The organism is Acidimicrobiales bacterium, assembly GCA_041394185.1.
Classification (GTDB): Bacteria; Actinomycetota; Acidimicrobiia; order Acidimicrobiales; family Poriferisodalaceae; genus JAAETH01.
Genome location: JAWKIQ010000002.1, coordinates 496882 through 511420, shown reverse-complemented (window position 1 = coordinate 511420; position 14539 = coordinate 496882). Strand labels below are relative to the sequence as shown.

10 protein-coding genes are annotated in these 14539 nt (G+C 66.9%); 5 read left to right on the top strand and 5 right to left on the bottom strand.

Features of this window, described 5'->3' with window-relative positions:
• Nucleotides 1-23 precede the first annotated feature (23 nt).
• Nucleotides 24-1286 carry a glycosyltransferase family 4 protein gene (locus R2770_09890; protein MEZ5280775.1) on the bottom strand — a complete coding sequence of 421 codons (1263 nt, stop codon included), beginning with the start codon at nucleotides 1284-1286 and terminating at the stop codon, nucleotides 24-26.
• Between the two features lie 154 nt (nucleotides 1287-1440).
• Between R2770_09890 and dtd the strand changes: the two genes are divergently transcribed.
• Nucleotides 1441-1878 (top strand): D-aminoacyl-tRNA deacylase, encoded by a 438-nt coding sequence (gene dtd / locus R2770_09885; GenBank protein MEZ5280774.1) that lies wholly within the window; start codon nucleotides 1441-1443, stop codon nucleotides 1876-1878.
• Here dtd and lnt read toward each other — a convergent pair.
• From lnt to hemE, 3 genes are read right to left on the bottom strand one after another with little or no spacing between them, the layout of a single operon-like run.
• Nucleotides 1786-3294: an apolipoprotein N-acyltransferase gene (gene lnt, locus R2770_09880; GenBank protein ID MEZ5280773.1), complete on the bottom strand. Its 1509-nt coding sequence runs from the start codon at nucleotides 3292-3294 to the stop codon at nucleotides 1786-1788. The genes dtd and lnt overlap by 93 nt on opposite strands.
• A 44-nt stretch (nucleotides 3295-3338) precedes the next feature.
• Complete coding sequence (gene hemG / locus R2770_09875) at nucleotides 3339-4709, bottom strand: protoporphyrinogen oxidase (protein ID MEZ5280772.1); 1371 nt, start codon at nucleotides 4707-4709, stop codon at nucleotides 3339-3341.
• A complete protein-coding gene (gene hemE, locus R2770_09870; GenBank protein ID MEZ5280771.1) occupies nucleotides 4706-5770 on the bottom strand; it encodes a uroporphyrinogen decarboxylase in 1065 nt (354 codons plus the stop codon). The genes hemG and hemE overlap by 4 nt, the downstream gene beginning before the upstream one ends.
• Nucleotides 5771-5895: 125 nt before the next feature.
• On the opposite strand from hemE, the gene R2770_09865 reads away from it, so the two are divergent.
• Both R2770_09865 and R2770_09860 read left to right on the top strand, forming a co-directional pair.
• Nucleotides 5896-6753: a DNA/RNA helicase domain-containing protein gene (locus R2770_09865; protein MEZ5280770.1), complete on the top strand. Its 858-nt coding sequence runs from the start codon at nucleotides 5896-5898 to the stop codon at nucleotides 6751-6753.
• Nucleotides 6645-8003: a hypothetical protein gene (locus R2770_09860; GenBank protein ID MEZ5280769.1), complete on the top strand. Its 1359-nt coding sequence runs from the start codon at nucleotides 6645-6647 to the stop codon at nucleotides 8001-8003. Before R2770_09865 ends, R2770_09860 begins: the two co-directional genes overlap by 109 nt.
• A 29-nt stretch (nucleotides 8004-8032) precedes the next feature.
• On the opposite strand, the gene R2770_09855 is transcribed toward R2770_09860, so the two are convergent.
• The gene (locus tag R2770_09855; protein MEZ5280768.1) at nucleotides 8033-8851 is read right to left on the bottom strand and encodes a VOC family protein; all 819 of its coding nucleotides are present in this window, start codon (nucleotides 8849-8851) and stop codon (nucleotides 8033-8035) included.
• Between the two features lie 89 nt (nucleotides 8852-8940).
• Between R2770_09855 and R2770_09850 the strand changes: the two genes are divergently transcribed.
• Together R2770_09850 and R2770_09845 are read left to right on the top strand one after the other, a co-directional pair.
• Nucleotides 8941-9960 (top strand): hypothetical protein, encoded by a 1020-nt coding sequence (locus tag R2770_09850; protein ID MEZ5280767.1) that lies wholly within the window; start codon nucleotides 8941-8943, stop codon nucleotides 9958-9960.
• A gap of 57 nt (nucleotides 9961-10017) precedes the next feature.
• A complete protein-coding gene (locus R2770_09845; GenBank protein MEZ5280766.1) occupies nucleotides 10018-14502 on the top strand; it encodes a DEAD/DEAH box helicase in 4485 nt (1494 codons plus the stop codon).
• Nucleotides 14503-14539: the final 37 nt, after the last annotated feature.

Here is a 14539-nt window from a genome sequence, read left to right as displayed (position 1 = left end):
GCGCTGAGCCTGCGAGTGAGTGGTCATCGGCGGGTGCCCAGCTCGTCGAGGAGGGCGCGGTACTGGTCGACGGTGCGTTCGGCGGTGGCCCGCCACGAGAAGTTGTCGACGACTCGCTGACGGCCGGCCGCTCCGATGGTCGAGCGAACGTTGGGGTCGCGCAGGACCAGACCGATCTTGTCCGCCAGGTCGGTCGAGCTGCCGGGCTCGACGTGTATCGCGGTTTGGCCGTCGGGGCCGACGACCTCGGGCAGTGCACCACCAGTCGAGGCCACCAGGGGAACTCCACAGCTCATGGCCTCGATGGCCGGCAGCGAGAAACCCTCGTACAGCGAAGGCACGACGGCTACCTGGGCCTCGCTGTACAGCTCGACGATGCGCTGGTCGGATACCCCGGACACGAACTCGACGTGGTCGGCCAGGTTCAGTTCGGCGATGGTTCTGGTGGCCCGGCTGTCGTACTTGGGCTTGCCGATGACGGTGAGGTGCGCCTCGGGCATCTCGACCCGCAGTTTGGCCAGGGCCTCCAGCAGGAACGCCAGGCCCTTCATGGCGACATCGGCCGAGGCTGTGGTCATGATGCGCCCGGGCACTGGGTTGACACCTTCGACCGGCTTGAACTGTTTGGGGTCGACCCCTACGTGCACGATGTGGAGCTTGGCGGGGTCCACTCCGTGGCCGCTGACGATGTCGTCGAAGGAATTGGACGACACCGTGACGATTCGTGGAAGCCGCTGGGCCACGTGCGACTGCATCGTGGTGAACGCGTAGAAGCGATCCTTTGTGAAACGTTTCCAGCGCGTCGGGGCATGTTCGGTCTCGATGCGACGATCGACGGTGATGGGGTGATGAATTGTCTCGAGAACGGGCATGCCCATGTCTTGGATGCGCAAGATGCCGTAGCCGAGGCACTGGTTGTCGTGGACCAGGTCGAATTCGTCGAGGTGGTGCTTCAGATACCGGGCGGCGCGCAGGCTGAACGTCAACGGTTCAGCGAAGGTCGCGCACGATGTGACGCCGTATTCGAGGACGTCGATCCAGTCGCGGTACTCGCTGAACTTGGGGAACCTGAACGGGTCTGGCATGCGGTACAGGTCGAGACTGGGCAGCTCGACCAGCTCGACACCACCGTCGAGGATCGGATAGGGCGGGCCACTCAGCACCACGACCTTGTGGCCCATCTCGGTCAGCTCGCGGGCCAGGTGGCGTGTGTATACGCCCTGACCGCCGACATAGGGGTGACCACGGTAGGTGAGCAGGGCTATCCGCAGGGGGCGCTCGTTCATCGGGCGAGGCTCGTGTTCATCGTGCGTGCTCACCTTCGTCTGGCGCCGCGACCGGCCGTGTGGGCCCGGTCTGATGTCGTGTGAACAGCGCACCCAGACCACCGATGCGCCGCAACATGTTACAGGGGCGCACTGCTGATCTACCTTCGATGGCATGCGAAGCGTTGTGCAGAGGGTGCGGGCGGCTCACGTCGATGTCGGCGACGACCGCGTCGGTGAGATCGGACCAGGGCTGTGCGCTCTGGTGGGGGTCACCCACGGTGACACCGAGGCCCAGGCCGCCAAGCTCGCGGACAAGCTCGCGGGGTTGCGGATCTTCGACGACGAACAGGGCGTGATGAATAGGTCTGTCGCCGACGCCGGCGGCGAGATCCTGGTGGTCAGTCAGTTCACTCTGTACGCCGACACATCGAAGGGCAGACGTCCGGCATGGGGTGCAGCCGCTCCGGCAGAGCAAGCCGAACCCCTGGTGGCAGCGGTGGTCGACCGTTTGCGATCGTCAGGCCTGCAGGTCGCCACCGGCCGGTTCCGGGCCGAGATGGTCGTCAGCATCGTCAACGATGGTCCCGTCACGGTCATCGTCGAGGTCTGAACCCCGGCCCGGGCGCCACAGCGACAAGCCCGTCAGGGCCAACAGCGACAGCAGGGTAAGCGGGAACTTGCCCAGGCGTGTGGCCAGGGTCTCGCCGGAGCGACGTTCGATGTCGGCTGTCAGCACGATCTGTTCCCTGAGCCCGCTGCGCTCGACGACCTGGCCGTTCGGGTCGACTATCGCCGTGTAGCCGGTGGTCGATGCCTGAACCACCCATCGGCCGGTCTCGACGGCGCGAATACGCGCCGCCGCCAGCGACTGCTCGGGCACGTGGGTGGTGGTGTACGACGAGGCCAGTGTGGGGTTCAAGACCAGCTCGCCGCCTTCGCGAACGCCACTTCGAATTCGCTCCCAGAAGTAGATCTCCCACGAGATGCCGATGGCCGCCTGGCCTGCGGGTGTCCACAGATAGCCGGCACCCTCGCCCGGAACTGCGTCGCGGGGCACCAGCGACAGGTCTGCGAAGCGGCCGACAAACGACCGGAACGGTATGTATTCACCGAATGGCACCAGGTGGACCTTCTGGTAGCTGTCGACCACCGACCCGTCGGGGGCGATGACCACCGAGAGGTTGTCGAACGAGGTCTCGTCGCGCTGGGTCACGCCGACCACCAGTGTCGTATTGGTCGATCGCGCCAACTCGGCGAGTTGCTGGTGCCTGCGACTGCCTTCGAACTCGCCGTCGACCGTCACAGCAGACTCGGGCCACAGAACCAGTGCGCCATCGGGGAGGTCCTGGCTGGCTTCCAGGTGGCGAGTGAACACGGGCTGCTGGTCGCTGGTTTCGGCGTTGGTACCCAACTGCCCGCCGCCCTGCACTGCGGCCACGGTCAGGTCGCCTACGGACCGCGACGAGGGGTCGACGGACCCGGTCACCAGCAGCAGCCCGGTCAGTGCGAAAGCCACCCCGGCGCTGCGTCGACGGCCCATGACCAGTTCGGCCAGCGCCACCGCAGCGGTGGCCGTAGTCGCCAAGACGCCCAAGGCCCCCGCCGTGCTGGCCACTGTCAGGAATGGGCCGTTGACCTGCCCAAGCGCCAGTCCGCCCAACGGCACCCCACCGAACGGCACCACCCATCGCCACGCTTCGCCGACCACCAAGGCCGCTACGAACGCCACGCCGCGCAGCGATGGCGGGCCAGGCACCACATGAGGTGCAGCCATGATCGCCGCCAGGGTCGGCACCGCAATGACGTATCCGGGCGCTGTCAGGTCGATGATGAAGGCCACGCCGAGCACGAAATAGCCGACCATGAACCACCAGGTCAGGGCGAAGCGTCTGAGGGGCCGATCGATCTGGCTGGTGATGGCGTACAGCACGCCCAGACCACCGACACCCAGCGGCCACCATCCCCATGGCCCCAAAGACAACGCGCTGAGCAGTCCGGCAGCCACGGCCACCAGCCGAGCCAACACCCGTGCCCTCCTGGTTTCTGTGGCGGAGCGGGCCAGTATCGACGTCATCCCGCACCCGCCCTGATGGTGTCGAGCACCGCGTCGGCGGTTTCGGATGCGTGGCGCACGCAGGCGCTGACGCCTGCGCCGCGGTACGACGCCCCGGTGACGAACAGGCCCGGAGCCTCGTGGCGGAGCGCAACCTCCAATGCCGTGACCCGTTCGCCGTGCCCCGGCGGGTACTGAGGCACCCGATCGGCCCACCGCGTGACCTGCCACTCCAGAATCGGCCCCTCGAAGCCGAGCATCGGCGCGAGTTGGCCCACCAGCGCGTCGACCAGCTCGTCGTCGTCCAGTTGCATGGCTCGATCGTCGCCAGACCGACCCGAGGTGACGTGCAGTACGAACGGTTCTCCAGCCCCGGTGTCTTCGAACTCGACCGATGTCGCCAAGATCTCGTCTGAGCCGAACAGCAGCCTGCCCCCTTCGGGGCCATCTGCTCGGAGGTCTTCTGGCCCGATGGCCAGCGTGGTCACCACCAGCGAAGTCGACGAGAACTTCGCCGCGTGTTTCGCTGATGCCGGGGCCCACGGTGCCAACATCGCCGCGGTGGCCGGTGCAGGACAAGCCAGTACCACCGAGTCCGCCTGCCACACGCTGTTGCGGGATCTAACGGCGTAGCGCCCGTCTTCGGCATCGACCGAGACGGGGCAAGAAGTCACGATCTCGACCCCATCGAGGGCCGAGGCGAGCCGTTCGGTGAGTACCGACATGCCACCCCTGAAGCCGCGCACCTGCCTGCGGTCAGAGCCTGCGCTGCGCTTTTCGATGCGGCCCAGCCCCTTCAGCAGACTGCGGTCGAGCCTGGCTGCCTCGGCGATGGCGGGTGTCGCCAGGCTAGAGCTGAGGTCGGCCGTGTTGGCCGCGTTCGCGCTGCCGATGATGGGGTCGACCAGCTTTGCGGCGACCTCAGATCCGAGGCGTCGCTCGATGAGTTCTGCCACCGGCTCGTCGTGGCCCGGCCAGTCGTCGGGCAAGACCAGGTCGAGACCGGCCCTGACCACGCCCCTCCACGAGACGATTCCCGATGTGGCGAGCTGCCAGAGGCTGGTCGGAACCCCGTCGATCAACCCGGGCGGCAGTTGCCTGAAGCGGTCGCGCGTCCACAGCTGGGTTATGAGATCGCGGGGAGGTTCGACCAGGTGATCGATGCCGAGGTCGTGGGTCAGCTGCATCACCGCTTCGTCCTCGGCGAACGACCGGGCGCCTACGTCGACACGTCGCCCCGCGAACTCGATGGTTCGCAGCTGTCCGCCCAGCCTGGAGCTGGCCTCGAACAGACGGATCTCGAGGTCTGTCCCCGATGTCGCGAGCCTGAAGGCGGTGACCAGGCCGGCGATACCACCGCCCACCACCGCCACCCGACGCCTGGTCATCGGTGCGACACGGTCCCTTCCTCGTGAACCAGCGCCACCACCTGTTCGAGGATCGCGGGATCGGTCGAGGGAAGCACGCCGTGCCCGAGGTTGAACACGTGCCCCGGGTGGCCGTCGTTGTCGGCCAGGACGCGGCGAACCTGCTCGGCGACCCGAGGCCACTGGGCATGGCAAACCGCAGGATCGAGGTTGCCCTGCAGGGCGACGCGACCGCCAGTGCGGCGTCTGGCCTCGCCCAGCGGGATGCGCCAGTCGACGCCGACCACGGTCGCTCCGGCATCGGCGAACATGGTCAGCAACTCGCCGGTTCCGACTCCGAAGTGCGCCATCGGCACCCCCAGGTCGGCCAGTTCGGCGAAGACGCGCGAGCTGTGGGGCAGCACGAACTCGCTGTAGTCGCGCGGTGCCAGAGCGCCCGCCCAGCTGTCGAACAGCTGGAACGCCGATGCGCCGGCCATGACCTGCGATCTGATCGACACGATCGACAGGTCGGTGAGGCGCTCCATCAGGGCGTGCCACAGAGCCGGATCGTCGAGCATCAGGGCCTTGGTGTTCAGATAGTCGCGGCTGGGGCGGCCCTCGATCAGATAGGAGGCGAGGGTGAACGGGGCGCCCGCGAAACCGATCAGCGGGATGTCGAGCTCTCGCACCAGGATGGCGATGGTGTCCAGCACATGGCCGGTGTCTGCTTCGGGGTCCAGGGGCCGCAGTCGTTCGAGGTCTGCCGCGCTGCGGAAGGGCTGTTCGACGACAGGTCCCACGCCGGGCACCACGTCTACCCCGAACCCGATGCACTCGGCCGGAACGACTATGTCCGAGTACAAGATCGCAGCGTCGACGCCATAACGACGGACCGGCTGGAGCGTTATCTCGGCACTGACCTCGGGGTCGCGAAGGGTCTGGAGGATGCTGCCCTCGCCTCGAATGGCGTGGTACTCGGGCAGGCTGCGGCCGGCCTGGCGCTGGAACCAGACGGGGACCCGGTCGTGGGGCTCGGCGCGGCAGGCTCGCAGGTAGTCGCTGTCGGCGAGGCGATGCGATGGGTGGTCGGAGGGGAGCATCGGCGTTCTTCCTGATCGTCTCGAACAGATGACGCTACCTCTGTGTCGGGTCGAACGGTTCACAGGTGTTGAGCCGTTGCGGAGTGGATAGCCTTGATGATTCCCCTCTTTGGACTTACTGGCGAGTGAGCGAACATCCGGAACTGGCCGCCGAACAGGCCTACATCGATCACGCCTACGAGTGCCTCGAGACGGCGCGCGCCCGCGCGACCCGTCTGCGCAACATGGTCGAGGTCGGCCGGGGCGGCACCACACAGGCGCGCTACGAGCGTGATGTCATCGAAGAGAGCATTCACACCCGACTCAGTCAGCTCGAGCTCGGCTCGGCCTCGCTGGTCTTCGGGCGTGTCGACACCACCGACGACGAGGTCTTCCACATAGGCCGTCTGGCGGTCGCCGACGAGCACCAGGAACCGGTGGTGGTCGACTGGAGGGCTCCGGTCGCCGAACCGTTCTACCGCGCGACCGGCCGCGACCCCATGGGCCTGGTTCTGCGCAGGCACTTCGTGTGCCGCGGTCGCCAACTGCTCGATCTCGAAGACGAGCTGTTCGACCTCGATCGCCTCGACGACACCTACCAGGGTCATGGCGCATTGTTGGCTGCGCTCGAACAGAACCGCACCGGCCAGCTGCGCGACATCGTGGCCACGATCCAGGGCGAACAAGACGAGATCATCCGCGACGAGTTGAAGGGCGTGGTGATCGTTCAGGGTGGCCCCGGAACCGGCAAGACGGTGGTGGCTCTTCACCGGGCCGCCTACCTGCTCTATACGCACCGATTCCCACTCGAGGGCCAGGGGTTCTGGTGCTGGGGCCGAACCGACTGTTCCTGCGATATATCGAAAGGGTTCTGCCATCGCTGGGCGAGGCGGGCGTGCACCTATCGGTTCTCGCCGACCTGGTGGCCGACATCTTCCCCGACACCCGGGTCAGGTTGGCCGACCGCCCGGGACAGGCTCGCATCAAGGGCGACCTGGCCATGATCGAGGTGGTCAGGCGAGCCGTGCGCGACCGTCAGCGAAAGCTGCGCCGGCCCCTGGTGGTTCCGTTCGGCCTGGTTCGACTGCGCCTGTCGGTCCAGCAGTCGGGGGCCATCGTCTCGGACGCCCGTCGCCGGTTCCGCAACCACAACCGAGCCCGCGCGTATGTCGAGTCAGAGGTCTACCGCGCTCTCGCCCAGAGCCATCGGTCGCTGCCCGACCCCGACATCGTCAGGGCGAGGCTGCACTCCAACAACGAGTTGCGCGCCGCTCTCGAGTGGATGTGGCCCGTTCTCACACCGCACCAGCTGCTGCGCGACCTTTTCGGCTCGAAGGCCTTGCTGAGGTCTGCGCTGAAGGCGGGCTTCGGTCGCCTCGACGAAATCGAACTTGACGCGGCTGTCGCCGAGTTGCACCGACAGCGGGGCGACCAACTCGCCGACTATGTGTGGGCAGACGCCGACGTGCCCTTGCTCGACGAGGCTCACGAACGCCTGGGCAGCCTGCCCGCCAACAAGGACGCCGAGGAGGTCAGGACCTACGGCCACATCGTCATCGACGAGGCTCAAGATCACAGCCCGATGGCGCTGCGTATGGTCGCCCGCCGTTCGCTCAACGGATCGTTCACCATCGTCGGCGACATCGCCCAGGCCACAGCGCCTGGTGCCGCATCGAGCTGGGACGAGGTGCTTTCGTTGCTGCCGCTGGGTCGCCGCGAACCGCGGGTGCGCGAGCTGACCCTCAGCTATCGCATCCCTGCCCCAAACCTCGAGCTGGCGCTGCGTGTTCTGGCGGTTGCTGCACCCGACCTGACACCTCCCGTCGCGGTGCGCGACAAGGGCGCGCCACCGGCGATGATTCGGGTCGGCCCAGCGTCGGTGCTGGACGCGGCCATATCGGCCGCACGAGACGAGCTGTCCGTACTCGACGGTGGCAGCGTGGCGATCATCGCCCCCGATTCGCTGATCGACGAACTCGACCGCAGGCTCGAAGCGACGGGCATCGAATACGGACGGGCCACCAACGCATCGCGCAACGTCACCGGACAGCTGCACCCCGAACTGGCGCTGGTGCCCGTCACCCTGGTCAAGGGCCTCGAACTGGACGGTTCGGTGGTCGTCGAACCGAGCCGAATCGTGGCCGAGGAACCCCAGGGCCTGAGGGCCCTCTATGTGGCGCTGACCCGCTCTACCAAGCGCCTTGCGGTGGTCTACTCCGAAGACCTGCCGGGGCCTCTGGCATCGGCAGGCTAGGGCGCGAGGACCAGCCTCACGCTGGGCTGTCAGGGCGCGAGGACGAGCCTCACGCCGTTGTTGTCTTCGGGGCGCACGGTTCGTAGACCATCTGGCGTCGTAACACTGTGCACGACGTCGATACCTGTGGTCTGGCTGAACCTGAGGTGGTGAAGTCGCCCTGTGCGGCCGCCCATCCACTCCACTGCAGAGCGCTCGGTGGGCCGCACCAGGCGCAGTCGCGCAGGCCCGGGCCATGCCAGCTCTCGATACTCGCCCAGCGTTTCGCTGCCCTCGTCGACGACCGCGCCGCCCAGAACGTCGACGAACATCGTGGTCGCCGAGCCCAGGTCTGCGACGAGGTGCACAATGCGCTCGAGCGCAGCCGTAGCGCGCGAACGCCCAGCCGGGTGCACCTCGGGGTCGACCGCACCCGGAACGCCGTCGGCGTTCGAGCCCTGGTACGCCAGCTGGATGACGATTCCGTGCGACGACTTGGGATGCAGGAATGCCTCCTGCCAGTCCTCGTTCTCGCGGTTCTCGCCCACGACCTGGTAGCCGGCACCGCGCGCGGTGGCGATCGCCTCATCCAGATCGGCGACCTTGAAGGTGATGTGATGGGGGCCAGGACCGTTGCGATCGAGGAACCGTCGCAGGAAGTCGAACTCCTCGACGTTGCGAGGCTCGAGGATCTCGATGCGAACGTCGTTTGCGAACGCCACCTGGCAGAAATGGAACCCCACCGAGATCATCCCGCCGGCCCAGCGGCCGCCAAGGTCTCCCGCGTAGCGCCACAGGTTGTCCCATCCGCTCTCGGAGGCCACGGCGACGTGGTCGAGATCTGTGGTCTTCAGGTTGGGTGGCGCCATGGGCAACATCTTCGCGGTTCGTGCACGAAACGTTCCAACGTGATGGAATCTGCTCGCGCCCTGAACAGCCCTCGACTAAGGACAGCCTTGTGTGGACGTGGACCCTGCCCCCCGAATTCGGTGATCCCCGAAAGCGGATGCTGTTCAACATCGGAATGCCCGCGGCCGTTGTCGCCATGGTCGGTCTTGGCATCACATTCGGCGAAAGAACCCTGATCATCATCGGGGTCATGACGTTTGGCATCTACCTGCTGGGCCTGGCGGAGAACTCGCGCACCCGGCGGTTTTCGGTGACCATCGCCGACGGATCGCTGACCATCGACGATGGCAGACAGGCGCGCAGCATGGCGGTCGCAGAAATAACCGAAGTCAAGGTTCGTCATCGCTCATCGACCGGCGGAGGCCGTTGGAGCGTCGAGGCCCTGGGGGCCGGCAAGGCCGTCACGCGGTCGATACCCGCATATCAGGGCTGGATCAACGTCGACGAGGCGACCGCCGCCGACCTGGAGCAACAGCTGAACTCTCAGCTGGGCCTGGCCAAGCGTTCGGCGACCCTGATGCAGGGGTTTCCTGCGCCCGAACCCAGGGCGACAGGCATCGAGGCGGGCGATTTCGAGTGGAGTCCCCGCGTCAGCCCCAAGGCCGAACGCAACCGGAAACGGATTCGCTTCTTCATGCTCGGCGCAGCACTGGCTGTGGCCGTTTATGCCGGCATCTCCGAACGCGACTCGGGCACCGTAGGTGTGATCCTGTCGGTCACGGTCGTGCCCGGGCTCATCGTCGGGTTCTGGGCGGTCATCGACTGGCTGTATCGCGTCGGGCGCGGCACCCGTGTGGCTGTGGCCGACGGCCAGCTGGTGATTCAGCGTTCTGCCAGGGCCAAGCCTGTCAGCATCCCCACCCAGCAGGTCGCTTCGGTAACCGTCGACTCGAGCGTCCAGACGAATATCACTGCCGAAACCCACACGCGCACCACTGTTTGGCTATTGACCGTCACCGATCTCGACGGCAACACCACCAAGACCCAACTCGGCAACGGCTTCGGGCTGGCGACCACCCGAGACGACTACGCAATGCTCGAGGCCGAACTGAAGGCGCGGGTGGGCTGAGCGCCTGCCGCAGCGGCCCGGCTGCTCGATGTCCCAGCGCATCAATAGGCTGAGCGGGTGTCTCAGCAGGTCCTCGAACGGTTCTCGCCGGTTGTCCGCGAGTGGTTCGACACCACCTTCAGGGCCCCCACCGACGCCCAGATCCAGGGTTGGGACGCCATCTCCCGAGGCCGCCATTCGCTGATTCTGGCTCCCACGGGTTCGGGTAAGACGCTTGCCGCGTTCTTGTGGGCCATCGACCGCATCATGACCGACCCGGTGCCCGACAAGTCTCAAAGGTGCCGGGTGCTTTACATCTCACCGCTGAGGGCCTTGGCGGTCGACGTCGAGAAGAACCTGCGGTCTCCGCTGCGCGGCATCGCCCTGGCTGCCGAGCGTTCCGGCGCCGTGGTGCACGAGCCGACGGTTGGTGTGCGCACCGGCGACACCCCGCCCGACGAACGCCGTCGGCTGGTCACCCGGCCGCCCGACATCCTCATCACCACGCCCGAGTCGCTGTTCCTGATGCTGACCTCCAAGGCGCGCGAGACACTGCGCAGTGTCGAGTACGTCATCATCGACGAGATCCACTCGGTCGCGGCAACCAAACGTGGCTCTCACTTGGCGCTGTCGCTCGAGCGCCTCGACGAGATCTCGGCCCGCCCGCCACAGCGCATCGGGCTGTCTGCCACACAACGTCCCCTGGACGAGATTGCGCGGTTTCTGGCCGGGTTCCAGGCCGGCGCCGCCCGCGATGTTGCCGTGGTCGACGTCGGGTCGACCAAGGAGCTCGATATCGAGGTGATCGTACCGGTCGACGACATGGCCGAACCCGCCAGGGGAGCCGACCTCGACGCGTCTTCGCCCCAGAACTCGATATGGCCTTCGATCCATCCTCGGCTTCTGGAGCTGATTCTCGAGCATCGTTCCACCATCATCTTCGTCAACGCCAGACGCCTGGCAGAGCGCTTGGCCAGCAGGCTGAACGAGCTGCACCTGTCGGGGCAGAACCGCGGCGACACCTATGAGGGTTCGTCGGTGGCCGAGGGCGAGGAGTTGGTCAAGGCGCACCACGGCTCACTCAGCCGCGAACAGCGCCTGCAGATCGAAGACGAACTGAAGGCCGGCAGGCTGCGCGCTCTGGTGGCTACCAGCTCGCTCGAGTTGGGCATCGACATGGGTGCCGTCGACCTGGTCATCCAGGTCGAGTCTCCAGGCTCGGTGTCGTCGGGTCTGCAGCGCATCGGTCGGGCGGGTCACCAGGTCGGTTCTCCCAGCCGGGGCAAGGTCTTCCCCAAGCACCGGGCCGATCTGCTCGAGGCCGCAGTGGTCGTCGAGCGGATGAAGGGCGGGCTGATCGAGCGCACCCATTATCCCCGCAACCCGCTGGACGTGTTGGCCCAACAGATCGTCGCCATCTGTGCGATGGAAGACAGGCGCACCGACGAACTGCTGAGCCTGGTCAGAGGTGCGGCCCCGTACCACGAACTGACCGACGAGGTCTTCGAGTCGGTGCTCGACATGTTGTCTGGTCGCTATCCCAGCGACGACTTTGCCGAACTGCGGCCGCGCATCGTGTGGGATCGTGTGGCCGGGGTGGTTCGCGCTCGGCAGGGCGCCGGTCGGCTCGCGGTGACCAATGCCGGCACCATCCCCGACAGGGGCCTGTACGGGGTGTTCTCGGTCGATGGCCGCCGGGTCGGCGAGCTCGACGAGGAGATGGTGTACGAGAGCCGTGTCGGCGAGGTGTTCCTGCTGGGTGCCAGCTCGTGGCGAATCGAGGAGATAACCCCAGACCGCGTGGTCGTCAGCCCCGCACCTGGGCAGCCGGGAAAGATGCCGTTCTGGCACGGCGACGGCCCGGGTCGTCCACTCGAACTGGGGCAGGCAATCGGCGCATACTCGAGGGGCCTTCTCGACGGCTTGCCCACCGATGTCGAGGCGGCTGCGGCCGCAGGCGAGCTCGACGCAACCCTGGCCGCCCTGACCCAACGCAGCGACCTCGATCGGCGTTCTGCCCTGAATCTGCTGCGTTTCCTGTCCGAACAACGCGGTGCCACCGGTGTGGTCCCAGACGATCGCACCATCGTCGTCGAACGGTTCCGCGACGAGATCGGCGATTGGCGGGTCTGCGTGTTGACCCCCTTCGGTGCTCGGGTTCATGCCCCGTGGGCCATCGCCGTTCAGTCTCGCCTCGAAGAGCGCTTCGACATGCCGGTCGACACCATGTGGACAGACGACGGCATCGTCTTGCGGCTCCCCGAGTCTCAAGACCGGCTTCCTCTCGAAGACCTGATGCTCGACCCAGACGAGATCGAAGACCTCATCGTGGCCCAGCTGCCAGGCACGGCCATGTTCGCTTCGAGGTTCCGCGAGATCGCGGGCCGAGCCCTGTTGTTGCCCCGACGTCGGCCGGGCCAGCGCACGCCCTTGTGGCAACAGCGTCAACGCGCCGCCAACCTGCTGCAGGTCGCCGCCAGATATCCCGGCTTTCCCATGCTTCTCGAAGCATCGCGCGAATGCTTGCAAGAGGTCTTCGACGTGCCGGCCCTGCGCGACCTTCTGACCGACATCCACCGGCGCAAGGTTCGCCTGGTGCCGGTCGACACCGAGCAAGCGTCGCCCATGGCCCAGTCGCTGCTGTTCAACTGGATCGCCACCTTCATGTACGACGGCGACGCTCCGTTGGCCGAGCGCCGGGCAACCGCCTTGGCGCTCGATCGCGATCTGCTGCGCGACCTTCTCGGTGCCGAAGAGCTGCGCGAGCTGATCGATCCGGGTGTCCTCGCCGATCTCGAGCTCGAGCTGCAACGCCTGGTCGACGATCGCAAGGCGCGCGACGCCGACGAGTTGACCGACCTGTTGAGGGTGCTTGGCGATCTGACCCTCGCCGAACTCGCCGCCCGGTGTGCGTTCGAGCCCTCGCGTGCCGTGGAAGACCTGCTGCAGCAGCGCCGCATCGTCGAGGTCTCGATCGCCGGCGACACCAGGTACATCCTCGGCGAAGACGCCGGCCGCTACCGCGACGCCATCGGTTGTGCGCTGCCGGTGGGCCTGCCGGGCGCATTCACAGAGTCGGTGGCTGATCCTCTCGGTGATCTGGTCGCCAGATGGGCCCGCACCCACGGGCCTTTCTTGGCCGGCGAACCGGCTCGTCGTCTGGGCGTGCCCATCGACCGCGCCCGTGAGGCGATCGCACGGGTGGCAGCCCTCGGGCGTCTGACCCTGGGCGAGTTCCGGCCCGATGGTCGCGAACGCGAGTGGTGCGACGTCGACGTGCTGCGGTCGTTGCGGCGGCGGTCGTTGGCTGCGCTCAGGCGCGAGGTCGAGCCGGTGTCGCCCGATGCCTTGGCCAGGTTTGTCACGCGGTGGCACGGTCTCGACCGGCCTCGGCGAGGTCACGACGCACTGGTCGACGTCCTGGTTCAACTGCAGGGCGCAGCGATACCGGCCTCGGTTCTCGAGAACGACGTTCTGGCATCGAGGGTCGCAGACTTTCGCCCCGCCGACCTCGACTCGCTGATCTCGTCGGGCGTCGTGGTGTGGGCCGGCGCAGGAGGCCTCGGATCTTCCGATGGTCGTATCCGCTTGGCTTTTCGCGAGCAGGCCCACCTGCTGCTCGACCCACCCAACGACCCGCCCGAGGGCGCGGTCCACGAAGCCCTGCGTTCACACCTTGCCGAGCGTGGTGCCTCGTTCTGGCCAGAGCTGTTCAGCGCTTCAGGAGTGGCCGACGAGGCCGAGGTCTTGGCGGCGTTGTGGGACCTCGTCTGGGCCGGCGAAATCACCAACGACACCTTGGCCCCGGTTCGGGCCATGCTTTCGGCCACGTCTTCGCGTCCGGGTCGCGCCGCCAGGGGCTCCAGAGGCAGGCCGCGGCCCGGGCAGCTGCGCCGTGTTGGCCCGCCGTCGGCCGCCGGGCGTTGGTCGCGCACCTCTTCACTGTTCGCTCAACCCGCCACCGAGACCGAACGGGCCCACCTCAGGGCCCTTCAGCTGATCGAGCGACACGGCGTGTTGACCCGAGAAGGCGCGCTTGGCGACGGCGTGGTCGGAGGGTTCGCTGCCGTGTATCCGGTGCTTCGGGCTCTGGAAGAGCGTGGCCAGGTCAAGCGGGGTTATTTCGTAGAAGGCCTGGGCGGGGCCCAGTTCGCGGCTTCTGGCGCCGTCGACCGGCTGCGTGAGTTTCGCGAGGCCGCCGAGTTGCCACAGGTCGACGTGCTGTCGGCGGTAGACCCTGCCCAGCCCTACGGCGCCACCCTGCCATGGCCACAGTCGCCAGGGCGCCCGTCGCGAACCGCCGGCGCCTATCTCGTTGTCGTCGACGGACAGCCGGTGGTGTTCGTCGAGCGGGGCGGCAGGTCGCTCGCAACCTTCGAGTCAGCCATCGAGTCCATCGATGTGTGGATAGACCCACTGCGGGCGCTGGTCGACACTCGGCGGCTGAAGTCGCTGGAGGTCGCCAAGATCGACGGCGAGCCGGCCCACGGCTCTCCCTTGGCCCAAGCCCTGATCGATGCCGGCTTCTCGGCCGGCTACAAAGGGCCCACCTATCGTGCCTGAGGGCGACACGCTCTGGAACCATGCGAACACCCTGCGG